The organism is Desulfovibrio sp. JC010, assembly GCF_010470675.1.
Taxonomy (GTDB): Bacteria; Desulfobacterota; Desulfovibrionia; order Desulfovibrionales; family Desulfovibrionaceae; genus Maridesulfovibrio.
This window is the reverse complement of sequence record NZ_VOIQ01000010.1, coordinates 96,360-122,802: the sequence shown is the minus strand read 5'-3', so window position 1 is coordinate 122,802 and position 26,443 is coordinate 96,360. Positions and strand designations below refer to the sequence as shown.

Genomic DNA, 26,443 nt, shown 5'->3' with positions numbered 1-26,443 from the left:
ATGATCGCTCTCTATCACCATCCTCAGGCTGACCGGGCACATTTGCGGGGACGTCTTTCCCAATTGTGCGGAAAGGAGGTCCCGGCGGATTCCATTGTCTGGTTTTCCCATGCGGGGAGGAGCATGACTCCGATTGCAGGCGGGGATGCCAATTTGTGTGCTCCGCTTTCTTCGAAGTGTAAGGTTGCCTGTTTTTTCGAGTCCGCTGTTCCCTTGCCCAATGATGCGGGTGTTGCTGCTTATTTCGGTCAGAAGCTACTCGACATGGGAGATGGTTCCGAAATTTTCGTTTCGCTGGGTTGCTGGCCGTCATCCATGGAGCGGCGGCTTGTCTTGTGGAGATTGTGCCGTTGGCTTCCGTCCTGTCGGGTCGAGAGAGCTCCCGGTGCCCGGTCTTTTTGGCGGTTGACCCGAAAAGGTGAGGGCCTTGAGGAAGATTTGCGTAAGCTTCCGGGAAGGGTGTATGGTTTGGCAAATGATTTTGCCGGATTCAGAAACAGCATGCTGGAGAGCGGTAATCTGTTTTCGGACCCAGATGAAGATTATGCCCATTCCGCGGAGCTTGTTTTTTGTAATAACCTGAAGCGGGTGCTGCTCAACGCTTTCCTCATGGATGTTGTCTTCCGGGCGGCTTTCGGTTCACGCCGGATACGTTTGCTTGACGTGGGGGGAGGATTTGGTTTTCTGGGGGCGGCTCTGGCTGAGCGCGGGCATGACGTCACAGTTACGGATATAATGGAGAACCGGGTGGTCACGGGCAACCGCTGGCTTGCCCCGGCTTGCGGGCTGGAAGACCACTTGAGATTTGAGCAGGGGCGAATGGAGGATTTGAGCGAGCTGGGCGGGACTTATGACTGCATCACTTTCTGGGGCAGTCTGCTGCTCTGCGACAGGGAGCAGGTCGAACAGGTTCTGCACACGGCAGCCTCCATGTTGAGCCCGGACGGCATCATAGTGGTGGAAGAGCGGCCTTCGGGGATGAGCGGTTCAGATAGAGCGGAGCAGTTCAGCGCAGATGAGTTCAATGCACTTTTGGAAAAGACAGTGGGGTCGCCTACATATTTTAATCCGGTCAGCGGTAAACGAATTTCTTTTGACACAGCAAAACATTTCATTTTGCTGGCTGTGGCAGCACGTGACGGCCGGAAGTTGACGCATCCGGTGATGTCCTTGATTAAGGAGCTGTTGAGGACTGTATGCGTTACACCGTAATGTATTATTTCTTTATGCTTAGAAAGGCTGTCAGGCGTCGTTTGGGGCTTGTCCCGCGTTCGTTGAAGTTTCCTTTTGCCGATGACCTTGATGCTGTGATTCCCCCCGTTAAGCAAAATGACGGCGAAGAGAAAGTCCGGCTTGGGGTTGCTGATTATTTTCTGGAATTCTCCGGGGATTGCGTGCAGCTGCTTACTCCTGAAATGGAACGGCTTATTGATGATATGCAGTTCTCATACAAGCAGTGCCGCGTGTATGACTGCGTGGAAGAATGCAAAGGGCCGATTCTGCATCTGAATACTGTGCAGGGTTTGAGTGTCGGGGACTGTGTTCGGGTATACATGCCGGTGTACGGACGTTCCACCAGGTCCTCGTTTTACGTGCCCGTGCGCATCAAAGAATTGCATGAAGCGGAATCTGTCATTGTTATTGATCGTGATCTTCCCGGTTATATACAAAGTCTGAAAATATCGCCGTCAGTGTTTAAAGAACTGAACCAGCAGGTTCGCTGGCGGAATCAGCTTGTCCGTCTTGAGCAGGAAGACGGCATTGAGACTCTGGTTGTGGAACGTTCCTATGATGATCTTGAACTGCGGCTGGTTTTTATTCCGGACACAACGGGGCACAGCCTGACCTGCCGCATGACTGTGCGGCATACGCGGTCAATACTTCTGGACCATATGCGGCTGGCATTGCTTACGTCCTGTCCCCCTGAGGAATTGTATCTCAAGAACGGGGATATGCTTAAGCCGGGGGCCAAAGATTCGAAATGTGATTTTTGGCTTTGGAAAGAAGGGGCCCGGTTTGCCGGAAAATCGGCTAAATGGACCTGTTTGCGCAATACGGACATGTCCATGGTGGAGTATCGCGGCTGTGTCGGTGAGAGCCGACAACATGCGCTGGTGCTGCATGCGGAAAATTTCATGGGCCAGCGGCATCGTCTGGTCAGCAGGGGGCGCGGCCGTTTTCTCCTCTCCAAGGATAAATCAGCACCGTATCGGCGTGCCGGTGAAGAACACAGCTATACGTTTCGTTTGTTTGTGGGGCCTAATCAGGTATCCCCGCCGAGGATTATGCATACTCCCGGACGGTACAGCGCAAGCCATGTCTGGACCGAGCATGCCGATACTGCGCTTATGAAGTCCCAGCGGGCGGTTTATTACGGTGCGGAGGATGTCGAGTCTCCGGCGCATGCCGCCGGTGGATTTGTCGGTCAGGGTCATGTGGTCACCAAAAGCGTTTTTTACAACAATCCGACCGGTCAACCTTGTCTGCACGGAGGTTCATCCGGCTCGGCGGAATATACTGAGCCGATGGTTGCCTATGCCGATAATGAGGCTTTCCGCTTGTTTTTGGATGACCTTCGCGGGTTGGGGCATGATATTTGCCTGCATACCAGTTCCCCCGGGCATTCTTCGGCGAGTGATAATCAACGGGCTTTAAAGGAAATTGCGGACAGATACGGCAGTCCGGTCTGGATAGATCACGGTGCGCATAAATGCCCTGTATGCGTTGGTGCAAAAGGTACGGACCCATCTTCGGAATATTATATGGTGCCGACTTGGAGGAGTTGCGGCATTAAATTTTTCTGGCAGGATTCGTCAGAAGATTTTGCACCTATGGAGCGGCATGAGATCAACCTGCTGCACAATGAAAGTGGAACCTACACACCCACGCCCCTGTACTGGAAATCTCCTCTGCCGGATGGCGAGTCCATCACATGGGCCTCCTGCTCATGTCCCGGGCGTTATTACACTTCGTCCTCGATCCGGCGGCTGATCAGGGAATACGGGGTGAGTATCCATAGGTCCTATTACCCGTATATTGAAAAGGAAGGGCAGGATTTTGGATATCTTGACTGTAATAACGGATTTTATACTATCTCCAAATCTTTTGACAAAGTGCTTCGCTTTATGCGTGTTCAGGCCGATAAGGGGGAGTTGCTTATCACCACTGTTGACACTCTCATGGGTTACTGGTTGAAATTGGCATTTTTGGAAATAACAGCTTTGGATCATAATTCTTTTACTTTGGAAAACCGGGGCGGCAAATCCATTCCCGGGTGCAGTTTTTTAATCCGGGCCGCTTCCGTTACATCACCGGACGCGACTCTCTCGACCAGACCGGTGAAACGCGGCAGCATAATGGTCTGGTTTGATTTTCCCGCCTGTTCACAAATGAGGTTTAACATTCATGAGTAATGATATTTTGAAGTTTCCCCTGCGTTGTCTGAATCGGGTGCGGGAAAAAATAGCCAGCCGGCATGAGACGTGGGTTACGCCTGAGAATTATCCTTTTTCTCCGCCTGCCCAGCGCGGGGCCATGCTTGACTGGGTGTTGAATTCTGAAAAAGGCTTTGCAGCTTTTTTCAGGCCTCGGTGCGGCAGCACATCTGTGACGATGTGGTTTTTCGCCAATATGGGATATCGGCTGCGTGGCGTTTCTGTGGCAGCTTTTAGAAAAGATTGGGTGGATACCCACCGTGAAGAGCTTGAACAGGGATTGGAAAAAAATTGGGATAGTCTGCACAAGTTTGTTGTTGTCCGCGATCCCTTTGACAGAGCCGTGAGCAGCTATCTGCATACGGTGAATTATCCAAGCGAGGCGCAATTAAAGAATCTTTCCACGGTTCTGGGGCCAGATGTGACGGAAAAAAATCTCACTTTTCGTCAGTTTATGCACTTTTTACAGCAGGTTGACTTTGACAATATGGCTTCAATCTGGCGGCGGCAATCCACTTTGTCCTGCTGGGAGCGGGGCGGGGTCGATGATGTGGTTCGTCTGGAACGTATGAATGAATATCTACATTCATTGAATAAGAAATACGGCTTCCGACACGAACCGACTTATAATTCCGTAACCGTTCCTGAAGGAGAACATGTCCGACAGGCGGGAAAGGAGTGTTTTGCCGATATCCCGTTCAGTGAATTGTTGGCCTACAAACAGGGGGCAGTCTTCAAGTCTTTTCCGTATTACAGCGAGTTCTATGACAATGAGTTGCGCCAGATACTGAGCGATGTTTTTGCTGATGATCTGGATATTTATGAAAACGCAAATATCCGGTAATCCGGGCTTTCATACAACAGGTAGGTCACGCTGGTTTTTATGATTTGAACGTGCTGCATCTTGTTTTTTATAATCAATTTCTACCCTTCGCTTTATGGGTTTTCAGATAAATCTGATAAAGCCTGCATTCCGGATGGCAGACCTCGGAATATTTTTCCTCAAGGAATAGACGGCGTGCCTTTTGAAATTGCCGCGAGTTCCAAACATCAAGTATGGATTTTTTTGTATCAATCGGTATGTATGTAAATTCGGGTTTTGCATGGCAGCAGAAACTTGCATACGGGGGAGATGATATTTGTAAGCGGGAAAATGGTGCAATGCACGGCATGCAGCCGTCAGGCATGGTTTGCAGCAGTTTCTGATTGTCGGATGTTCTTCCGCTCATCATATCTGTATAAGATTTCAATTTATCCAGTTCAAATTTTTCATACAGACCGGGCGTGAACTTTTTTATGGCAAAAGGTACTTTTTCCCATCCTATACGTATGCCGTTCCGCGAGGCCAGTTCATCTGCCAGCTTCATTTCCCGGCACAAGGTTGCCATTACTTCCATATCATCAATCCTAACGCGGGCCTGATCCGTTATTCTGGGGGTATCCTGCCAGAGCAGCCATTTGAAATCGACGGTCTTGATGCCGTGTCCAGCTGCGAAATCAACAAATGCGCTGAGTTCAGAATAGTTGTGGCCGGTGACGATAAAGTTAATCTGCAGTTCTGGATGCTGCTGGTTATTTTCTTTTTTGTATTGCTCTATAAGTGACAGGTTTTCGTTAAGGAGATTCCAGTCTCCGCCTTGTCTCATTATGCTGTATGTTTCAGCAGAGGCTGCGTCAATGGAGTTATTGATATGGGAACAGCCGTGTGCAATTTTTGCCACATCCAGATTTCGGAGATTCAAATTGCTGGTTACTGACAAGTTTAAATCCGGGTAGTCGGCAGCTGTATTTATTATTTTCCATGCCATCGAGTTCAGCAGGGGTTCGCCGCCTGTCAGGGTTATTGCCGCTGTACCGCCAATGCCGTTTATAACCTGATGCAGCAAAGTTTCGGAGATAGCATGATGCCGCAATTTGTCCGGGTAGCCGCAGAAGATGCATTTGAGATTGCATATCGATGAAACATTGAGCAGATATGAAGCTGGAAGTGTGGAAAGTTTTGTTTCAGCTGATTGGATATGCCGTGCAATTTTTGCCTTTCGTTCTTCTACCGACTCTTTCCTTTTTTTTTCAGTTGTTTTTATTCTGGATATGCGAGTGTCGATATCCTGCCCGGTCATAGTCAGGGCTTCCTGCGCTGTTGCAGTCTGTACAGGGGCGTCTTTTCTAAAAAGTTGCAGGTAAGAATGCTTAACTGCCACGGCGCGAAACCCGAAAGCCTCCAAAGTCGCGGACAGGTCTGTATAGGACATGCCTTCCAGAGTGTTCAAATTCGTAAACGCGAGTACGCCGCCGGGCAGTATGCTTTCGCTTATACGCATTAATTCCATGCGGGCATCTTCAGTATCGTGAAAGGGCATGCTTGCCGTAACTATACCGATGTGAAACGGTTCGTTACGCTCAAGGATTGAGAGGCCCGCTTTTGCAATGTGCAGGTTTGTAAATCTTTGTGAGTAGCGTTCCAATATCTTTTTCCCCACAGGGAAAAACTGTCCGTGAAAGCACAGAGCCAACATGTGTTCCGGTTTCCGGGCCCTGTTCAGGTACATGGGTCTAAGGCCCCAGCTTGAACCTAGAATCAGAACCCGTTTTCCTTTTATGGAGCCTCCGTCTTTTGTGGCTTTGGACGCAGTTGATGCTATATGGTCAAAAGCGGCAAAGGCTTTGGGAGAACAAAAGGAGCGGATATGGCTGTCTTCGTCTTTTTGTCCCCGGTATTTTTCGGTTTGTCTACGGAGTTCGTGGTTGTTCCACTGGCGCATGGCGTCTACTGCGTCTCGCACCCAGTCTGCGTCGGGTCCAATGCAGCGAATCTGGGCTACTGCCATGGAGATTATCTTGTGTAGTGTTTCAGTAATCATTGAAACCTTTGTTTTGAGATCATGTGTTTTGCTCAACTTGTCGACACGACTCCACCTCGCGTGGAAAACCGCTGTTCATCTGAATGCAGATGCGGCGGCTCTTTTTAGCTCCGGGAGCAAATAACTCTACCTGTACATCGGCTATGGTGTAGCGGCTGACCAGCGCGAACCCGCCGTCTTTTGTTTCTGCTGTCGAGATTGCGCCGTAGGAAAGCAGGCGGCGGCAACGCTCCACAGCTGCCTCCACAGGCACCCGCCACAGGGCGCGCATGTCCAGTCGCTCGGCAAGGGAGGCGAGCAAACCGTGCCGCAGATCCGGGTGGGTGCAGATAATGGCATGCCCTCCAAGACGGAGCAGCTCCTCAAATCGTGGCCCCAGACGGTCAAAATAGTCCAAAGAATTATCCGAAGTGGCCCCCTCCAACGGAAATCGTATGGGCAGGAGCCAAACATCCGTCACCCGGCAGGTGTTACCGTGGTCGATCAGAGTCGGACGCGGAATCCCGATCTGACTGGAGAGAATTTCACCGTACAGGGCGTTATCGCGCTCCAGCCATTCAATGCTTCTGGTTCCTTCCCAATAATCCGAACGCAGGCCGGAGTGGAAGGTTACGCCGCAGCCCTGTGTTTCGTTCCGGCGGCCAAGGGCGTGAACGCCCGACTCCTGCATGTTGTTGCGTACGAATTCGGGAATTCCGGAACTGTGCTCAGCTTCTGAAATGAAATACCAGCTTGCACATGCGCTGTTATAGTGCTCGCGTTGGCAGTCAAGCAGGCTCCGTGCCTGTTCTACGGAAGTGTTGCGGTCCACATCAAAGGTGATGCTTAAGGCGTTCTCGTACCCCTGCGGCCATGGAAGGATTCGCGCAAGGGTGATTCCGGATTCGGCTGCCATGGTTCGGAACAGGGCCAGCCAGCATTGTTCAAGTATAAGCGCGTTCGGGGAATAATTGTTTTCGTTGAGTTCATAACTGCCGTCCTCAAGATCGGGGACAGTCAGCGAGTCAAGCCAGTTTGTCAGCAGGGAGCTGGAGATCTGGCGTCTGTCAGGTGATACGTAAGCTCCGGTTCCGTGTTCCGTGGAGATTTTCCAGTCTGAATCAGCATCTTCATAAACCAGCCAGCTTCGGGAACGGACAGTTGTGGAGCAGAGTCGATCAGCTATGATATCCTGATCAGCGGTCAAGGCCAGAAAGCCGCTCAACACGGGAGAATAACAATAGGATGCGCTGTTGCTGCGGTTGCGGATAAGGCCGGTCTCCGCATCATACATATCTTCGCTCAGCAGCCGGGACAGGATCTGCTGGTGGATTTCGGTTTCCCCATGCATAACAGCCGCAAGCCCGTACAGGCCGAGGACCGGCGGAACGGGAGTTTTCAACAGCCGCTGTGCCCGCTCTTTCCAGACTGCCCGGAGCAGGGTGCGGCAGCGCAGGCATAAGGCGAAAACAATTTCATGGCTGCTGGAAAAATATTTTTTGCAAATCCGGGCCGCTACGCTTGCGCCGCCGGGAAATCCTGCAGCGGTGAGAGTGGTTAAAAGCGTCCGTTTGAGTCTTTTTTCTCCATACGCTTTGTCCAGTATTTTCCGGATCAGGCTGTTTGTGGTCGGCTGTGTGTCCAGCCCGTGCGGTGCCGCAAGGCGGTCCAGAAACGGTTCCAGAGAAGTGGAGTGTTGTCTGGCAAAGGCCCAAAGGAGTATAAGCAGTTCCTCGGGAGCGTTTGCCGTGCCTTTTTCCGCGCGTTTGAGCACTGCCCGCAGGCTCAGGATCGCTGCCCGCGTTTCCGGGGCGGTGTTTTCGGGAATCGCCGGGTAGACAAGGTGCTGTCCCGTGGACGGCAGGGGCGTGTCCGCCATGGAAAATGGATGGGTCAACCGGGCGTCGCCGTCCAGAATACGGCCAGGCAAGGATATGCTCCACTGGTCGTCTTCAGCTTCGCTGCCGTCCAGCCGGAGTGTGGCATGGACGGAGTCGGGTATTGGGCTGTCCGGGGCGAAAACCCGGACCTGCGGCAACCCCAGCGAGGTGACGAGCAGGCGGGCGGCTTCTGCTTCGCGGCTTTCAGGGGCGGCGATGACGGCTATGGCGGGTGCTTCATGCCATTCCGGAGTGGGGCGGGGACGGGGTCTGGCCGGAACCCCTGTCAGGAAGGAGTTCTGTTCGTAAAGCCCTCTGGGTACGACCCCTCCGCAGGAGACAAAGCAGCCTGCCCCGAGACGCGCGCCGGGCAGTATGGAAACGTTGGCGGAAATCAGGCAGTTGTCGCCGATTTCAACCCGCTCGTATTCATATCCCCTTTCAAAGAAGGCTTCTGCAGAGGGAGAAATGTCATGGTTGGCACTGTGGATGAAGGTCCTCGGCCCGATTCGGCAATGCCGCCCCAGGCGGATGCCGCCGCTTCCGTAAATGAGCGCGCCCTGATTGATGCGGGTATCGTCGTCCAGAACGATGCGTCCGGGGTGGGAAAAACGGCAGCCTTCCTCAATGCGCACCCCCCGTCCGAAGCGCAGAAAATATGGTTTGTATGCTTTGGACCGTGCAAGAATTCCCGATTCTCCTGACTGGTCGGCAAGTTCTGTCTGAACCTCTTCCCATGAGCGTTCATTATGCATCAGCGACTCCGTATAACCGTTGAATAGATGACGATATGCCAAGGTCTTGTGGAAAATGGTATTTATTTTGCTTCATAAAAGGTGTAGGTACAATTTTCTGACATTTTCGGTTTAGGAGGTCACTTCTCTGTGATAAAAAATAACGCCATTGGGATGGTTGTTCTTAATTCTGTAAGCCATGACGCCCGAGTGATCAAGGAAGCAGAAACTCTTTCTGCGGCAGGGCACAAGGTTACCATCTACGGCATTCAGGATGTGCGGGACAGCCGGGCGGAAAATCTTCTGCCTGCAGGAACCCGGATTGTCCGCGTCCCATGGCAGGAAAAGAAGGACAAGCTTCTTCTGCTGCGGGGGGCGGCGTTCACCTTTGCTGCGGGAACCGGGTTATTCTGCCTGCTGCTTCTCGGCGTAATCCTTAACAGGGATTTCACTGCGGCCGTTCAGGATATCGTCTACCGGGCTGTAGGCTCTATCGGTCCGCTTTTCATACTGCTTTACGTTGTTGGCGTGCTTTTTTTTGCTCTGGCTACCGTCAAGGGAGCACATTTTATGCTCAACCGGTATGCCAGCTATGACCAGAGTAAACGAAACCGGAAAATCGGGGCCGCCACTGCCGCACAACCTTCCGCTTCCGCGCAGTCTTCCGAAGCTCCCAGGTCCTCCGCAGTAAAAAAAACTGCCGTTTCAAAACCTCCGAAAGTAAAGGCCGTTTCGAAGCCGTCCCGGCTGGCGGCTCTGATGAATGCTTTTCCCTTGCAGAAGTACCTTTCGCAATATGTCTTTTATCGCATTGTCGGACATGAAATCCGGGGTGCGTTGAAAAAAGATGCGCCCGGAATTGTGCACTGCCACGACCTCAACAGCATGCCTATCGGGGTGGCGCACAAGAGGGAGACCGGCTGTGAGCTTACCTATGACAGTCATGAGATTTATGAAGAGCTGAGTCTGTTCACTCCTTTTCAACGCTGGTATTACGCCCGTCTGCAACGGCAGATTGCGCCTTATGTTGACCGTTTTATAACGGTTAACGATCATATTGCTGATTTTCTGACCGCTAAATATCCGGCCCTGCCGGAGGCCGTAGTGATCAGGAATGCGACCTTCCCGGCCGAGGTTGTTCCAGCGGACGGACGGCTGCACCGTGCAGCGGGGCTTGAATCCGGCACCCGCATTCTGCTCTATCAGGGAGGGTTCGCCCGGTTTCGCGGGTTGGATGTTCTGGTGCGTTCCGGGCCGCTGCTGCCTGAAGGATGGGTGCTGGTCATGATGGGATGGGGTGCTTATGAATCCGCTTTGCGCTCCATTGCCCATGAAGTAGATCCGCAAGGAACCCGTATCCGTTTTATTCCTCCCGCTGCGCAGTCGGAGCTGCCTTTGTGGACCAGCGGTGCCTCGCTTGGGGCCATTCCTTATGAAAATGTCTGCCTCAATCACTGGTTTTGCTCCCCCAACAAATTGTGGGAATATCCCAATGCGGGTGTTCCTATTCTGGCCAGTCCTTTTCCCGTATTGAAAGACGCGGTGGAAGAGTGCGGCATAGGGATGCTGCTGGATGACCCGGTGACAGCGGAAGGTATCGCCGCAGCTGTGGCCCGCTTTGACGAAGGTGCAGAGCAGAAAATGGTTGCCAACTGCCGTGCCTTCATTGCCCGCGACAACTGGCATGTTTACGCCGAACGTCTGCTTAAAATGTATGAATTCCCTGAGGTTCAAAGGAGGGCCGGAGTATGACGGCAAACTCTGTCCCGGCTCTCATTCTGCCGTCCCGGCAGGAAATTTTGCGCCTTCAGGAGCATGAAAACGCATGGTATCTGAGCGGCGCGTTCGATCTGGTGGTCAGGAAGCATGGACTGTTGGGGGTTGACCCTTTTTATGGCGATCTTCGGGGGGCTGCGTATGGTTTTCTGGGGCGTAATACGGTGTGGCGGTCAGAATGGGAGAACTCTCCTTTAGTTATTGAAGCTCCGTTGGACGCGAGTGTCTGTGCGGCTTTGGATGTGAAATGCATTGAAACCAGCGCGGCAGATATTTTTCTGGAGGAGCTTAACATCGGTTGCGGTTATTCCAGCTGCAAAGTGCGTAAGATTCCTGCCAAAGGTAAGGATTATTCAGACCCGTTCTCATTTAGTCCCCAAGATTCACGTTGGTGCCGGGGTGAATTCTCCGTGAAGTTTTTCCAGCCCGATGAGAGATGGAAACCGTTGTTGCACGGGGTGACCCCGGACGGCAAAAAAGGCATCGTCGCCGTGACGGACGGAGTGCGGCTTGTTCTAGGATTTCCTTTTTTTGATATATCCGTGTACCAGCACAGCCTGCCTCCACTGGGAGATACGGGGTACTACTCCATGGAAGTCAACCGTCCCACATGGAAGCTGGAAGGCTGGCTCATGGATCAGGCTGAGCGTCTTTTTTCAGAGGCGGGATGTCCTGTACTGCGCGCTCATGACTGGCCTGAAGGATATACTGCTGCTTTTTCTGTTCGTCATGATATGGACAGGCCGGTCGGTGCGGATGATCTTGCGTCCATTTTACAAACCTATGACGAGCTGAAACTGCGGGCATCGTTCTTTTTCCTGACCCGGACGGCCAAGGCCGGACTTATATCTCTGCTTCGGGAGCGCGGGCATGAAATTGCGCTGCACACCGAGGCCTCTTCAGCGGTGGGGCTGGGTGAAGAGAAGCAACGTCTTGAAAATATCATGGGCGAGCCTGTGTCCGGTTTTACGACGCATGGGGGGCGCGGAGGTGTAGGATACCTGGGTGCGACCCATTATGCATGGGGAGAGGAAAACGGATTCGGTTACGGAGAATTGCTGGGCAAGGACAACAAATTGCCCCACTGCGGGTTTAATCTGGGGAGCGGGGTGCCGCGAGCCTCTGGAATTATGGTTCCCGGTGTTCACAGCAGTCTGGATACCGGCATGAAGCCGGAGGCGCATAACCTGGAGCTGCTGCTGCGTTATCTTCCGACCCGTTTGCGGGAAGGAGCGCACTGTGTGGTCATGAATCACCCTGATATCCACCTGCCGCAGTTGGCGGAACTGCTGGGTGAATTGGATTTTGGTTCCGTCTGGAAGGCACCGCTCGGCACTGTCTGCCAATGGAACGCAACCTTAAAAGCGAGCAGCCGGGTCAGCCATGACGGTGATCGAATCGTGCTGGAGTTCGAGCGGCCGCTGAGCCACGCTGCTGCAATAAGATTTTCTGACCGCGTCGGGAGCAAAAATTTTTCTATCCCGGAGGGAGCTGTAAGGTTTGAGGTGGATCGTAAAACAGGCAAGGGGCAGGTAATGCATGAAGAGGATCGGCTGCAGCGTTTTTTTCCGACCATTGAGCGGCTGATTGTTCAGGATTTCGAGGCTCAGGGTATGACGCGGGAGCAGGCAGCCGGAACATTGCGCGTGAATACTGAAATGCTAACGGGGCGAACCCGCATGCTTGTCGGAGGGCTTCGGTTGTCGTCCGGGCATCATGTGGCGGAGCTTGGCTGCGGTTTTGGATTTTGTGCTCTCGGCCTGCACCGGGTGAGTGGAGCGCGGGTGACCGGATTTGACATTAATCCACGTTTTTTGAAACTGGGTGACGCATTGCTGGAAACACATCCCGAATTGAACCGGTTTCTTTCTTTCCGGCAGTTGGATTATGTGGAGGATGCACCCGGCGAAAGGGAATATGATGCTGTAATCCTCAACAATACTTTTTGTTATATCGTAGGGCGCGAGCGTCAGCGGGCAGCCATTGAAAATATTCGCAAAAGTCTTGTGCCCGGCGGAGCGGTCTGCTTTTACCAGTTTAACCCGTGGTTTTTCCGCGAGCCGTTTACCAAGTTGCCCTTCGTGCATTGGCTGCCCAGAACAGCTGGGGATATGGTTGCCCGCAAGCTGGGGCGGCGACAGCTTTCCGATCTGGATTATGTTTCCCCGGTCCGGTTGCGCACCATGTTGCAAAAAGCCGGGTTCGGCAATGTCCGTTTTTTGCCGGGAGGATCACCTTTTTCATGGCGTCGCCCCAAGCGGTCCTTTTTTCCTTACTACGCAATGACGGCGAGATTATGTTAAAGAAATTTTTGCGATGTTTTTCCCGCTTGAACCAAAGAGCGGAGCGGTTGTTTTTTCTGCTGGAACAATTGCGGGATGAACGGGCCGAATTTATCTTATCCCGCTCTCTGGACAGGAAAGCAAGGGGTGAGGCCTCCCCCTTTGTCCTGCTGCGTTGTGATGTGCATGCCGTCGGACCGAAAGAGCTGATCTGTTTCGGGCGTGAGCTGGCTAAACGTTCACTGCCTGCGGCCTTCCTTTTTCTTGCTCCGGACCATCCTGCCAATCTGGGCAGACTGTCGCCGCAAGAGCAGTTAACGGCCATGCGCGAGCTGGAGGGCATGGGACATGAAACAGGTGTGCATCTGGATCCGCATTATCTCATCTCCGGACAGGAATGCTCATTGGAAGATATCCTCCGGGAAATGCTCTCGGTTTTTTCCGCCAATGGAATTAAGCCTGTCACGGGCAGCATTCACGGAAATTCCCGTTATAAGGGATTGGATGAGAATGGCTTCGGGACGGCCTTTGATTTTTTTGCGGAACTGGGGCGGCAGCCTGATTTTCCGAAGCTTTCCAATGTGCATCCCGAGCTTGCAGAGTCCATCCGCAGGAACCGGATCAGCCTGGAGTCTTTGAATTTTGACACCTGGATCGACCAGCCGCTATGGACCCGGAAAAACGGTTTCATGGTAACTAACTATATATCTGACAACGGGCTTGCCAAGAGCGGGACTTTGAGTGTGACCCTGCAGCCTGATTCCATGAAGCATTTGAAACTGGCCGATCATCAGCCTCCGGGGGCGTTGACCTGTACTGCGGCCCGTGAGCTGGTTCCGCTGAAAGGCGGTGGTATGCTGGAGCCTCCATTTACCGGGACCCGGAATCTGGATTTTTTTAGTGCTGGGCTGGATGGGCTCGTCAAGGTGCTGCCTTCGGTGCCTCTTCTTTTTCTGCTGCATCCACAGCATTATGTGGAGGGTGCTCCATGATCTGGAACCGTTTGTTTTCCCGTTTTAAAAAAAAGCCCCAACGTTTCCAGAAATTAACTGAAGATGATCTGGCCTTGTACGGCAAACCTGAGGTTATCGCATTGTCACCGCCGGAGACAGATGATCCCCGCTGCCGGGAAAAAGCAGACAACTGGATTGCGTGGAAGGGGGCACCGTATCCGGCGCAGCGACATTCCGAATATCTTGATGTTCCCGGGGCTTCGGATCGTATTTTGCTCTCGGCTATTTTACGCCCACCAGTGGATGTGCAAACCTATCTTGCCGGGGTTGACAGAAAAACCCGGTATCGTCTTCGAGGTGTAAAGGCTGAAAAAGAAGGGTATATCTGCCGCCGCATCAACCCTGCCGAACATGCCGAAGGCATCTGGGAAGTGGTGCAGTCCGCATCCGTCCGGCAGGGGCGGCCTATAGAGAGTGGGATTCTTGCCCGCGGCCCTGAACATGATTTTCCGGAATATGTGCCCTATTCCCAGCCCATGTATCAGGACATTTGTATAGGGGCCTTTTCTCCGGACGGAGTTCTCGCTGCGTATATTTTGGGTAAAAGGGTAGGTCAACATGTGCAGTATGATGAAATCATGGCTCATGCGGCGCATCGTAAATACGATGTCATGCATTTGTTGCATCTGTGTTTTCTTGATGCCTGCATGACGCTTTCCCTCCCGCCGGGTATACTGCATTACGGCCCATGGTACAGCGGTGCGAATCCGTTTTCCCCTGAAGGAGGACTCAATAAATGGAAACGAAAAGTGGGATTCCGGCCAGCCTATCTGGTACTCCGGTCCTCATAGGCGGCTGGCCGCGCTCCGGGACTTCTCTGCTCACAGCCATGCTCGGTTGCGCTCCCGGACATGTGCAGGGTTATGAATTGCATCTGCGCAAGCCGAGCTTTGTGACCGGACTTTCCGGGAGGTATACCCGGAATATTTTTTCCTCGCTGGGGCTTAACGGCGAAGAATACGACGCTGTCTGCGCCGGGATTGACCTGACTCCAATGAATCTGGGGGCGTGGACCGGGCCTGTTGACTTTGTTTCGGGTGAGGAAGCCACGGGGCTGGAAACAGGTAATTTCTCCGGCGAATTTTTCGCCCGCGCGTATCTGGCGGATCGGCTCATGAACAGGCTCGCTGAATTGCAACAGGCCGGTTCATGGGGCTTCAAGATTCTGGGCGATGCGGCATATGCAGAAGAATACTCCCGCGTTTGGCCAGAGGCCCGGTTTGTCATGATCCACCGGGACCCCCGGGATTCCCTGCCGTCAACACTCAAGCACCTCATGCCTCAGTTGTGCGCTGAGGACGGGGATAATTCTTCCGGGCTGCGCCGCTTGGCAGAAGATTGGCTTTTTACGGTCACCAGCTGGCTGAAATTCTCCGCCCGACCGGACGTACAGAGCATGGATATCCGGTATGAAGATCTGGTTACCCTTCCGGGGGAAATTCTCGAAGGCTTGGCTTCTTTTTTGCAGATGGATCTTTCAGGGGCACTTGATTTTTACTGCACGGATGACACCGCGCGTCAGGCCGGACGGTATGACCATCTTGCCGGATTGCGCCGCCCTCTGCATGCTGATGGTATCGGGAGCGGCAGGCGCGGGCTGAGCAGTGGAGAAGAAGCCGCCATACTGGATGTTTGCGCGGATACAATGAGCATCTTGGATTATGTGGATTGAGAGTTGATTTCGTGGTGCATGCATTTAGCGTGTTTTTGGTAGCGATTATATTTTTCGGAGGTTTTGCCGTTGTTGAACAGCCCCAGTATACCCATAATTTCCCGTATTGCGATTTTTGCGGCAGGCCGCTCTCCCGCATGCCGCCGCGCGCTTGAGGGGATGAGTGACAGTCTGCCTGTTCTGCCTCGTTGGGCGCGGGAAGGCCGGGAAATTTTGCATGGCTGGTTTAGGCGGAGCCTCAGCGCGGAACAGACTGAAAAGCGGGGCGGCGATCCCGAGACCATGGAACGAAATTGCCTGACCAGCTATTGTTCGGTGAGTGCCTTTGCAGCTTTGGATAAAAAAATGACCTATGTGGCGCAGAAACTCGGGCGGTCGCATGTCGGAGGACTGACGGGAGCGGTGCTCGGCTGTGACTGGGGATATGATGTGCTGTACGCGGCACATAGATGGAATCCCGCCTCCCTTCTGGGTTTGGATTCCAACGGCAAGTACGCCATGCATGCTCAGGATTTGCTACAACGCTGGCGCAAGAAAGGGCTTTTTCATAATGTGGAAATTGTTGCCGGAGGCGAAGATCATCTGGCGCTGCAGCCGGAATTTTTTGACTTTATCATCATAAAAAAAAGTTTTTCCCTGATGGACATAGGTTCCTCCCGGCAGGAGCTTTTCACTGCGTGTGCCGCACTGAAAAAGGGCGGCGTGCTTTTGATCCTCTGCGCAGATAAACAGGATATGGCGCAAGAGGATATTTTTCAAACGCTGGAGGTTGCCGGATGTCCGCATGCCGAGGTTGTTTCGGTTCCCGGAACTAAACACGCGATTGTGGTCGTCAAAGCCCGCCATGAAGAACTTGGCAGAATGGACGAATTGCTGGCAAAGGCCGGACAGGATGATTATTCACTTGTCAGTCGGCTTGATGACAGCGGTCTCCCGGATGATACGGCCGAAGAGCGTGAGCGGAAACTGCTTTCCCTGATAGATGCGAAGCAAAGCGTGCTGGAAACGCTGCCGCTGAATTATATGCTGAAGGTAACCAGCCGCTGCAATATACGCTGCCGTTTTTGTGATTATTCGGACATCAAAAGACATTATACGGTTTCACCCATCCACCTGCATCAGATAATGGCAACCCTTGGCGGAACAAAGAGTCTTTCGCTCAGCGGCGGAGAGCCGCTTTTGCACCCAACCACCAGACTGTTCATGGAAAAAGGGGCGGAGTTTCCGGACCTTAAGATTTCGCTGGCTTCCAACATGCTCTTGGCGTCCCGGGATATCGATGTGATGGCCGAGAGTCTGTACCATGTGGCCTGCTCGCTGGATGCCGCTACGAAAGGAAATTACGAGCTGGTCCGGACCAGAAGCAATTGGGAAACAGTTGTCGGCAACCTTTCCGCCCTTACGCAGCGCAGGGAGAAACTGGGGTATACCCATCCCACGCTTTCCCTCAGCTTTATTGTCATGGGACATAATATCGATGAGATGGCTGATTTTGTTTCTCTTGCCGGAGAACTGGGTGCTGGCGGGGTTACTTTTCACTGGCTCTGCTGGACTCTCACCCCACGCTCCTTTCACTCGATGATGGTCGATCTGACCGATGATGATGTTGCCCATCGGTTGTGTGCGGCAATAGTGGAAGCGGTGCAACGGGCTGCCCGGCTGGGGCTCGACTGCCTGATCGGCAAAGTTGCAACGAGGGTTCTCCGGGAAAGGCCGGAACTTTATGAAGAGTACGGGCTGGCAAAGCACTGCCCGCCCGCCGGATTAGCGTGGGGAGGCGGTGATATTGAACTGAAAGGTTACCCGTGCGCCATGCCTTTTACCTGGATGCGGATGACTTCGCCGATTAATGCCTGTTTTTGTCATAACAGTCTGCCGAAATTCCGCTACATTCCCATCAAGTCATCGGGATCATTACTGGAAAATTGGAACAATGATCTTTTCAGGGAAGCCAGAGAACATTTTTATGCCGGATCATTTGAACAGGTCTGTTCACCTGATTGCCTTTATTATCAGAAATTTTTGAAGAAATAAAAAGAGGTGAATATGGCTGAGTCTGCAATGAAAATTCCGGTTGTTTGGGTTTTACTGCCCGCCTTTAACGAGGAAAAATCTTTTGCCACTTTATTCAGTCAGCTTGATGATGTTTTTAAAGAGCTGAAGCAGGAATACCGGATTGTGGTGGTGAATGACGGAAGTACTGATGACAGCGCGCCCCTGCTTGAGCGGCTTTCCGGAGAATATCCTCTGGAAGTGCTTACCCATGTTATCAACAGGGGGCTAGGCGAGACTGAGCGGGACGGCTTTGAATTCATTGCGCAGAAGTCCGGGGCCGAGGATGTCATTGTCCGTCTGGACTGCGATGTTACCCACGATCCCATGTTCATTAAGGCTCTGCTCGACAAGATGGCTGAAGGGTACGACGCGGTCAATACTTCCCGCTTTCAACCGGGTGGAGGGCAGACCGGGGTAAGCGGCTACCGTGCTTTTATCAGCTATATGGCTAATCTTTTCATGCGCGTCATTTTTAACCTGCCGCAGGTAAAGGATTATTCCTGCGGGTTCAGGGCTTACCGGGCATCCATAATCAAGGATGCCATAGGGATTTTCGGTAATGGCTTTATTCAGCTCAAAGGGTTGGGGTTTACCTCTACACTGGAAATGATCGTCAAACTGAAACTGCTCGGTTGCCGTTTTGCGGAAGTGCCCTTCGTACTCCGCTACGATTTGAAACCGTCAGAGAGTAAAATGATCACCAGCCTGACCACTCTCGGCTATCTGGTCATGGCCTTTATATATCACTGGCCCTTTGGCGGCTGGAGAAGCTATTACAAAAAACTGGCACCAACATATAAAAAATCGCGCGAACAGGCATTTTCCCGGTATGCTGTTCCTTCGGACCGACCTGCGATTTGCCGTATCGGCGGATAGTCCGGAATATGCAACCGCGCGACGCAACCCTTTTGGCCCTTGAGCGTTACTGGTCTGCCATGAGCCGGGGGCCAGCTTCCCTGCCCATTCCTGATCGGTTGGAGCAGACGCTTGACGGCAGTGGTTTTCCTTTGCGCTATGTCGCGCTGCCCCAGTGGGCGAAAGGCCTTTCCCCGACGGGAACAATTCCCGTTCCCCAAGGATGTGTCGAGCCCGGAGAAGGGGAACCGTGGCGGCTGACGGACTGGATCGGAGCCTCTTTCTGGTATCTGCATTGTCAGGCGGAACGGCGTTTTGAGGATGATTTCGGTCCGGTCCATTCGCAAAGCTCACGGCTTGATACGATTGATCCGGTCATTTGGGAGCGTTGCTGGGTTAACCGCATGGCTCTTTTTCTGCGGCGGTGGCTTGCCCGTGAACTTGGCTGTGACGAGGAAAAACTCGGCCCGTTGCCGGATGTGGAGATTACGTTGACCTGCGATGTGGATGCTCTGGAAAAAACATGGGCTATTCGCGGTAAACAGACGGCATTCAGGCTTCTGTCCGCTTGCCGGTCTGCCGGGAAGAGCCGGGCGCGGGCATGCTTCTCACATCTTGGCGATGCGTTTTGTTTTGCTTTTTCAACGGGCAGCTACGATCTGTTTGAAATAATGGCAAAGGCGGCTGCTCCGCTTTCGTTACGCAAAATTTGTCATATTCATGCCCGGCAGGACGATACTTCATTTTTACAGCGCACCCTGTTCGACCCCGCGTACGGGCTGGACGATCCCCGGACACAGCGACTGCGGGAATTGTGTCGCACCTATGGCTGGGAAATCGGATTGCATCCTTCGTTCGGCAGCTGGGGAGATTTGCAAAAGTTGTTCCGGGAGCGGGAAGCGTTGGAAAAGTATGCCGGGGCACGGGTTGCCGCATGCCGTCAGCACTGGTTGAGATTTTCGTTTGCAGAGACATGGAAAGCACAGGAACAGGCAGGATTGCTTGAGGATTCCACCCTCGGCTTCAATGATCTCTCCGGTTTCCGCAATGGCGCGGCCCTGCGTTTCCATCCGTGGGATGAGAGTGGGGGGCGTTTACTTCGTCTCAAAGCTCAACCCCTTGTGTTGATGGATTCGCAGTTGTTTAGCGGGCGGTATGATAATGCTCAGGACAGACGTTCTCGTGTGGCGGAACTGGTGCAGGAAGTGCGCGATGTGCGTGGACAGGCTTCCTTTTTGTGGCATCCGCACACCCTCGGCAGTGATTTTAATTGGGGTGATGATTTTTTGTTTTTAATTGAACAGCTTGGAGTGGAAGGATAAAACGATGATTGGTCTCTTTACCCGGCTCCAGCCACATATAGGTGCGGCTAAAGCCCGCCGTCTATGCATGGTATTGGCCCCGCTCACGTCCCTGGTTACTACGCCATGGCAGTTGGCCCGTACTCTATGGAATTGCCGCGTCCTTCTGGACGGAAAGGTGGGCGAGTATAATCGTTTCAGTGTCCATGGCGGTCTCAACAGTCTTTATTATTTTACTCCGGCAGACGCCTTGCGTCTTTATGGGCGGACCGGGACCTGCCCCACCATGGGGTTGGGAGCCTATCCTCTGAGTTCCAATTTTCAATATTCTCTTCCGTCCCTGTACGCCTACCGCAGCGCATCGTGCATGGTAGTGCTTCTGGGGATGGGGATGTGGCTGCTGTCCCATCTGGCCTATGGCGATGCTCACGGCTGGGCATTTACCGGAATGGTCACGCTGCTGGCGGGGATTTCCACTACTTTTTATGCAAATACTTTTGCGCTCCAGCATTACAACGCCCTGTCATGGGCTTGGTTTCCGCTGGGGTTGTTCGGGTTGGTCTCCCAGCAATGGGGATTGGCAGCCCTTGCATGGCTGGGTGTTTCTCTGGGGGGGCCTAACGTGGCAGTTCTCGCCTATCCGCTTTCTCTGGTACAGGCCGTGGCTCTGGGCAGTATCGCGCCGCTTCTGGCTCTGATTCCGGTTACGGTAAAGCTTGCCTTGCACCTGCTGCCTTTATTTCACGCCCGTTCTCTCCGCGCCACATTAAAGGCCGTATTTCTTCTGGTCGGTTTTAATAAAAGCAAAGGGCAATACCGCAGGTCCGCCCACCTCACTTTTACTTCCCGGAATAAATACCAGTTCGCTATCTATGTTTTTTTTCTTGGAGGGCTTTTTTACACCACGGGTCACATAGGCATTTTTACTATCACTGCTTTGGTTCTATTTGTAATCAACCGCACCCGCTGCCGCGTTGGGGACGACCAGACCTTCCAGATGTTGCTTCTGTCCACAGCCACCATGGAAACGTTGGCTCTGGGGCAATTCTGGACCATTCCTTTCTATTGGATCGCGGCATCCCCTCTGGCCCGGACAGCCAATTTTCCTTCCATTCGTGGGGTACTCGATATGGTCCCGGCTCTTGCCCCTTTTGCTCTCAAAGAGCCGTTGCGCGAGATGGAAGCCTTTTTGGCTCCTGTCCGGACGGGCGAGCGTATTCTTATGGTCTTCAATGATCCTGACCACGATTTTGGCAGGATATTTGACGGCTTCCGCGTGCTTATCGAGCTGCCTTGTTTTGTTGCACAAAAAAAAGGTGTCCACTGTTTTCCTGACTGGTGGGCCGTAGTGGAGACCAATGTCGAGTCACCTCCTACTATATGGGGCAGGGACGTGAGCGTAGCTTCCGGCAATGCCGCTTACTGGAAAGCGGATTATCTGCTCATTTACCAAGTGGAAAATGCAACTCTGGATGTAGAGTGGACCCGGAAGGGGTACAGTCAGGCGGGCTATTTTTTCTGGGGTGACCGGAGTTGGATTCCCGAAGGTAATGAATCGTGGAACGGTCCGGCTCCGCACTGGTTCCTGCTTAAAACACCGGAAAGTGTGCTTTCCGAGACTAATACATAGTTACGGACAACACGAGCCATGCATGTTTTTCTCGTATCCCACATTAATCCCGGACAACGGGACGCGCTTCACGGTTTTTTAAAGGACCGGGAGGGTTTGTTGTCTCCCTATCATCTGCCATGCTACGCTGAGGCGGTGGGGTACGCCTTCGGGTTGGAAGACCTTTCTCTGGCTGCATTTGATGATCAGGGAAATGTCGTGGGGTATTTGCCGCAATGGCGCAAGGGAAACCGCATTGAATCCGTTCCGTGGCGGGATAAGGGCGGTCCTGTGCCGGATCACGGTCCTCATGTGTCGCTGTTTCTCAATAAAACCAGAGCCATGGTGCGGGAACAAAATCTTGCCGGGTTTATCTGGAAAGATTGCCGGGTGGACTCCTTGGATTGCCGGGAATGCGGGGTCAACGTGAATCTTCCTCTCAAGGGGCGGACCCGTGACGATCTGTGGGGTGCTGTTTCAAAGCGCAGGGCTGTGCGACAAGGAAAAAAAAACGGTCTTGTTTTCACGGTCCATCCTCCGGGGATGGATGCGGTGACCCGGTTTTATGAATTGTTTGTGCTTACGCGCAAACGTCTGGGCGTTCCAGCATATGCACAGGAGGTATTTGAAGCCTTGCTTCCCTGCATGGAACAGGGCCACGGCTCAATTCTCAGCGCGGACAAGGACGGCCGGATGCTTGCGGGCATGATCCTGCTTCATACCCGAAAAACAGCCATCTATGCCTATGGCGGGTCTTCGGATCAGGGCCGGGCATTGCGGGCCAATGATTTTCTTATGTGGAACGCTATCCTGCACAGTCTCAATCTTGGAGCGGAGAAATTTGAGTTCGGATCGGATTCACCCTGTCAGGAATCCCTGATCAGGTTCAAGTTGAAGTGGGGCGGCAGCAAGCGAATTGTTTCAGATGCGGTTGAAGGCGATATCAGCCATCTGGATCATACTACAGGCATCTACGCTCTTGCCGGAGCCGTTTTCCGCAGGCTCCCTCTTCCTTTATTTAAACTGGCATCCCGCCTTGTCATCAGATAGGATAGCACTATGTCCGATTCTTCTTTTATTCCCTATCAGGCTGTGGTCAACGCCTTCAGGCATGTGGGCGCGGGGCGCAATTTCAACCTGTTGACCATGGCCAGAAACGGCTTGCCCGCCTACCTGCCCATGAATGGTTTTGCTTTTTCGCCCTTGACCATCTTTCTGTCAGTCAATTCTGTGTGCAACCTGCGTTGTAAGATGTGCGATTTTGGTCAAAAAAACGAGGACAGCTCGTTTTTCCATAATCTCAATCCCGGTGGTGCTTCAGCTTCCCTTGATTTTGACAGGCTCAAAGATTTGTTGCAGGAGGCATCATCGTTCAGGCCCAAGCCGCGTATTTCCGTGACTACCACCGAGCCGTTTCTTTATCCCCGCCTTTTTGAATTGGCCCGCTTAACAACCGACCTTGGTATGGACTTTCAAACCACGACCAACGGGTTGCTCCTTGAAAAACGGATTCCGGAAATAATGGAGTCAGGAATCAGTGAACTGGGCGTTTCCATCGACGCTGCAGGCGCACTTCATGACGAGATTCGGGGTTTGCCCGGACTGTTTGACCGTATCATCAACGGGCTTAAGTTGTTGCATGAAGCCAAAAAGCGGGCTGGAACCAAATTTCCCACGGTGACTATTCTGACCACGATCAGCAATTTTAACTATCATGCCCTGGCCGACCTTTTTGCCGTTCTGCCGCAGCGTTTGTATGATCGGGCCATCATCAGCCATATGAATTTTGTCTCTCCGGCATCCGCAGAGGAACACAATACTCATTTCGCTGGAGTGGGTGAGGCACAGGTGGCAGGTCTTCCCGGTGATACCGATTTTTTACAGGTGGATGTGGGCATGCTGCACGAGCAGATCTCGCGCATCAAGAAAACAACTCCCGGTGCTCACTTTGCCCCTGATTTCAAACTGGCTGATCTAAAATGTTTCTATCGTGAGCCGGAAAGATTTGTCTGGCCCACCCGGTGTTATATACCATGGTTTGTGATGGAAATTCTTGCTGACGGGGGAGTTATTCCCATGACCCGGTGCATCCAGCTTCCTTTAGGCAATATCAATGAGCAGGGATTGGCAGAAATCTGGAACGGCCCGGCCTACCGTAAATTCCGCAGGCAACTGAAACAGCATAAACGTTTTCCGATCTGCCGCCGGTGCCGGGGACTTTTGTAGTCAAGTCCGTGTTGCTAATTGATTCTTCTATTGTTGTTGGGAAGTCAGGATGCCAACTTGCAGTGATAGGTTTTTATCAAAGAAAGAGAGTTGGGCATGTAAGGAAGAGGAAATCCTGTAGCCTTTTCAATTCTGAAGTGACGCTTTATAGCTTTTTCAAGTTGCCAGATACAATTGACATGTTCCAAAGAGGTAGCTTTCAGGTAATCAAAGTCAGCTTCACTAAAATTTTTAGCGGTGGATAGATATCTCCCAAAACTCCAGGCAAAGCCGCCTTCACAAGGAACGCTAATAAAGATATCGCCATCTTTTTTGGCGACTCTTGCCATTTCTTCAAGGCACAAGTCACAATATATCATGTGTTCAAGATTATAAACGTTGATAACAGCATCAAAACTGTTATCCGCGAATGGAAGATCGTAGCCGTCTGCTCTTATGGCGGGAATTTCCGGATATCTGTTTACCAGCGTCTCAAGAATATGCATATTGATATCTGCTGCCAGATAAATATCTGCTGGCAGCATGAACGGAATGTGGGCACCGTCTCCACACCCCAGATCAAGAACAAAAGAGGTTTTGTTTTGCGCTGTCGCCAGTTTTTGCCTGAAAGACCGGATGGTTTTGTGTCCAGATTCTTCCACTAAGGACACCAACGGGTGCTGATGGCTATAGTCAAAGACGGCCTGACGGTGTTGGTTGAATCTAATCAGATCAGGGTCTTTTGCAAAATTTGGTAATTTTAATCCCTCTGACGGCGTGAAGTCAGGTGTTGCTGTATCAGGAGAAATCCATGTGCAGGAGGTGCAGCGGTATTGGCGGGAAGGCTTTGTGTCTTGATCGCTTTGCAGCGTGACTTTGTTTTTGCATTCCGGGCACCGGAGAGTCTCCAAAATTTCTTTCCTAAACGGCTTGAACAATACCAACTCCTATTAATACACCAATCCAAATTATGGTGTATTGATTAGCATATTTGCTTTATACTTTATTGCAGGATATCGCTAGTGTAAAAAAATATATTTGGATTATTACTCATTGTTAACACTATGTAAATATGTAATCTCCTTAAGATGAAATCATCGCTTGCCATAGATCCTGTTTCTTGTTCCGCACTATCTGAATCTGCCGGGAATACCGTTTCATTTTCCGTGGATTGTGACGGGATACAGGATTACCGGAATTTCGCTCCGCCGGGGAGTGTTTTGCCGGAAGACCGCTGGACCTATCGCGTCTGGCTCCCCGCCATGGCTGATATTTTTTCCCGCCTCGGCATCCGGGCGACGTTTTTCTGTATTGCCGAGCGGCTGAACGATCCGCATGCCAGAGCATTTTTTGAAAGGGCTGTGGGGCAGGGGCATGTCATCGGCAACCATACGTTGACCCATCCTGTTATGGCTGCTCTTGATGATGACGGCATCCGCAAAGAAGTGGAAGCGGGGCACACGACCATTGAAAAAATTCTCGGCGTATCTCCTAAGGGTTACAGGGCTCCTGCATATCACGTGACCGGACAGACCCTTCAGGTGTTGTCAGAGCTAGGTTATTCCTATGATTCAAGCGTGTTCAACAGCCTGCTGGGGCGTTTGTCGCTTATAGGGCTGCGCCTTTTGCGCCGGGATTACCGGCACGGAGGGATCGGTGACCTGCATAATCGGTTTCACGGGCAGGGACCTTGGAATATAACGGTGAACGGCGGGAAACAGCTTTGGGAATGGGCCATCCCCAGTGCCTTGGGGTTGGGTTTTTACGGCACTCAGCATACTGTTCTGCCACGGGCTTTTTTTTATGCGCAGGCGGCATTGCTGTTGAGGCAGGGGAAGCATGTGCATTATGAACTGCATCCCATCGAACTGGCCGCAGCTGATGCAATGAGCACTGTTCCATGGTTGCCGACCGTATCCATGAAGTATTATTGCGGACACCGTGATCCCGTTGAGTGGCTGGAAGAGCGTTTGGGTGTGCTTGTCCGAAATAGAAAGGTGGTGACTCTTGAAGAACTCAGCACCTAGTATTTTTCTTTTCTGCTCCGGGGAGAGCCTTTTTCATCCGGCCATGTATGATCAGCTTTTGGAGCAGTGGGGTGGTGCTATTGTCGGTGCCGCTGTATTCCCTGTTTCCGGCAGGTCCGGGTTTAGGAATGCGTTGAAGCTTGACGGCCCTCCGGCCCTGCCCCGCATGGCTGCGCGTTGGGCACGAATTCGTGCCGGACAACTGGCGGCGGGACGGCCATGGCTTCTAAGCGTGCGCCGGACGTTTAAGCGTCACAACCTGTCTGTGGATTTTTTTGATTCTCCCAACGCGGGAGCTTGTACAGCCCTTGTCCGCAGGCTTGGGGTGGATATCGTATACAACAATCAGCCGATACGTTTAGGGGACGCAATCCTTTCTGAGCCACGCATGGGTTGCATCAACCGCCATTGCTCCGCGCTGCCGCAGTATCGGGGAGTGGAACCGGTTGTCCGGGCTTTGCTCAACCGAGACCGGAGCATAGGGGTGAGCATCCATACCATGACCCCTGAATATGATTGCGGACGCATCGTGGCCCAGGCCTCTGTTGAGGCCGTGCCCAACGTCTTTGAATGTTATGAGCGGGCTTTTGCCGTCAGTGTTGAACTTTTTGACCGGGCGGTGGATAATCTGATGTGCGCGAAAGATTTGGGCAGGGTGACGGCAGGGAACTCCCCGTACTACGGTCAACTGACCGGGGAAGAAGTGCTTTTGTTTAAAAAACTTGGTTTGCGGTACATCTGATTCGTGTTTTTGGGAGGA

The 26,443-nt window shown here is 52.5% G+C and carries 19 protein-coding genes; 16 read left to right on the top strand and 3 right to left on the bottom strand.

What is annotated here, in order from left to right:
• From FMR86_RS12685 to FMR86_RS12675, 3 genes are read left to right on the top strand one after another with little or no spacing between them, the layout of a single operon-like run.
• On the top strand, positions 1–1,212 hold the full coding sequence (locus FMR86_RS12685) for a bifunctional 2-polyprenyl-6-hydroxyphenol methylase/3-demethylubiquinol 3-O-methyltransferase UbiG (RefSeq protein WP_163351777.1): 1,212 nt from the start codon (positions 1–3) through the stop codon (positions 1,210–1,212).
• Positions 1,197–3,413: a hypothetical protein gene (locus FMR86_RS12680; protein WP_163351776.1), complete on the top strand. Its 2,217-nt coding sequence runs from the start codon at positions 1,197–1,199 to the stop codon at positions 3,411–3,413. The genes FMR86_RS12685 and FMR86_RS12680 overlap by 16 nt, the downstream gene beginning before the upstream one ends.
• Positions 3,406–4,278 (top strand): sulfotransferase family 2 domain-containing protein, encoded by an 873-nt coding sequence (locus FMR86_RS12675; protein ID WP_163351775.1) that lies wholly within the window; start codon positions 3,406–3,408, stop codon positions 4,276–4,278. Before FMR86_RS12680 ends, FMR86_RS12675 begins: the two co-directional genes overlap by 8 nt.
• Positions 4,279–4,351: 73 nt before the next feature.
• On the opposite strand, the gene FMR86_RS12670 is transcribed toward FMR86_RS12675, so the two are convergent.
• Together FMR86_RS12670 and FMR86_RS12665 are read right to left on the bottom strand one after the other, a co-directional pair.
• On the bottom strand, positions 4,352–6,331 hold the full coding sequence (locus FMR86_RS12670) for a radical SAM/SPASM domain-containing protein (protein ID WP_163351774.1): 1,980 nt from the start codon (positions 6,329–6,331) through the stop codon (positions 4,352–4,354).
• Positions 6,315–8,909 (bottom strand): acyltransferase, encoded by a 2,595-nt coding sequence (locus FMR86_RS12665; RefSeq protein ID WP_163351773.1) that lies wholly within the window; start codon positions 8,907–8,909, stop codon positions 6,315–6,317. The genes FMR86_RS12670 and FMR86_RS12665 overlap by 17 nt, the downstream gene beginning before the upstream one ends.
• 129 nt (positions 8,910–9,038) lie before the next feature.
• Here FMR86_RS12665 and FMR86_RS20755 point away from each other — a divergent pair, with 129 nt between their 5' ends.
• From FMR86_RS20755 to FMR86_RS12610, 11 genes are all read left to right on the top strand, one after another.
• Entirely contained in the window at positions 9,039–10,640 is a 1,602-nt protein-coding gene (locus tag FMR86_RS20755) for a glycosyltransferase family 4 protein (protein WP_163351772.1), read from the top strand.
• Positions 10,637–12,967 (top strand): methyltransferase, encoded by a 2,331-nt coding sequence (locus tag FMR86_RS12655; RefSeq protein WP_163351771.1) that lies wholly within the window; start codon positions 10,637–10,639, stop codon positions 12,965–12,967. Before FMR86_RS20755 ends, FMR86_RS12655 begins: the two co-directional genes overlap by 4 nt.
• The gene (locus FMR86_RS12650) at positions 12,961–13,938 is read left to right on the top strand and encodes a hypothetical protein (RefSeq protein WP_163351770.1); all 978 of its coding nucleotides are present in this window, start codon (positions 12,961–12,963) and stop codon (positions 13,936–13,938) included. The genes FMR86_RS12655 and FMR86_RS12650 overlap by 7 nt, the downstream gene beginning before the upstream one ends.
• Entirely contained in the window at positions 13,935–14,750 is an 816-nt protein-coding gene (locus tag FMR86_RS12645) for a hypothetical protein (protein WP_163351769.1), read from the top strand. The genes FMR86_RS12650 and FMR86_RS12645 overlap by 4 nt, the downstream gene beginning before the upstream one ends.
• Entirely contained in the window at positions 14,696–15,631 is a 936-nt protein-coding gene (locus FMR86_RS12640) for a sulfotransferase (RefSeq protein ID WP_163351768.1), read from the top strand. Before FMR86_RS12645 ends, FMR86_RS12640 begins: the two co-directional genes overlap by 55 nt.
• A gap of 72 nt (positions 15,632–15,703) precedes the next feature.
• Entirely contained in the window at positions 15,704–17,665 is a 1,962-nt protein-coding gene (locus FMR86_RS12635; RefSeq protein ID WP_163351767.1) for a radical SAM protein, read from the top strand.
• 12 nt (positions 17,666–17,677) lie between these two features.
• Positions 17,678–18,562, top strand: coding sequence for a glycosyltransferase (locus FMR86_RS12630; RefSeq protein WP_163351766.1), 885 nt, complete (start codon positions 17,678–17,680; stop codon positions 18,560–18,562).
• Positions 18,563–18,570: 8 nt separating this feature from the next.
• Complete coding sequence (locus tag FMR86_RS12625) at positions 18,571–19,863, top strand: hypothetical protein (protein WP_163351765.1); 1,293 nt, start codon at positions 18,571–18,573, stop codon at positions 19,861–19,863.
• Between the two features lie 4 nt (positions 19,864–19,867).
• On the top strand, positions 19,868–21,472 hold the full coding sequence (locus FMR86_RS12620; RefSeq protein ID WP_163351764.1) for a hypothetical protein: 1,605 nt from the start codon (positions 19,868–19,870) through the stop codon (positions 21,470–21,472).
• A gap of 99 nt (positions 21,473–21,571) precedes the next feature.
• Positions 21,572–22,501: a GNAT family N-acetyltransferase gene (locus tag FMR86_RS12615; RefSeq protein ID WP_163351763.1), complete on the top strand. Its 930-nt coding sequence runs from the start codon at positions 21,572–21,574 to the stop codon at positions 22,499–22,501.
• 9 nt (positions 22,502–22,510) lie between these two features.
• Positions 22,511–23,677 carry a radical SAM protein gene (locus FMR86_RS12610; RefSeq protein WP_163351762.1) on the top strand — a complete coding sequence of 389 codons (1,167 nt, stop codon included), beginning with the start codon at positions 22,511–22,513 and terminating at the stop codon, positions 23,675–23,677.
• 44 nt (positions 23,678–23,721) lie between these two features.
• Here the strand turns inward: FMR86_RS12610 and FMR86_RS12605 are convergent, their stop codons facing one another.
• Positions 23,722–24,594: a class I SAM-dependent methyltransferase gene (locus FMR86_RS12605; protein ID WP_163351761.1), complete on the bottom strand. Its 873-nt coding sequence runs from the start codon at positions 24,592–24,594 to the stop codon at positions 23,722–23,724.
• 150 nt (positions 24,595–24,744) lie between these two features.
• Between FMR86_RS12605 and FMR86_RS12600 the strand changes: the two genes are divergently transcribed.
• Positions 24,745–25,683 carry a polysaccharide deacetylase family protein gene (locus FMR86_RS12600; protein WP_163351760.1) on the top strand — a complete coding sequence of 313 codons (939 nt, stop codon included), beginning with the start codon at positions 24,745–24,747 and terminating at the stop codon, positions 25,681–25,683.
• Positions 25,664–26,425, top strand: coding sequence for a formyltransferase family protein (locus tag FMR86_RS12595; protein WP_163351759.1), 762 nt, complete (start codon positions 25,664–25,666; stop codon positions 26,423–26,425). Before FMR86_RS12600 ends, FMR86_RS12595 begins: the two co-directional genes overlap by 20 nt.
• Positions 26,426–26,443 lie beyond the last annotated feature (18 nt).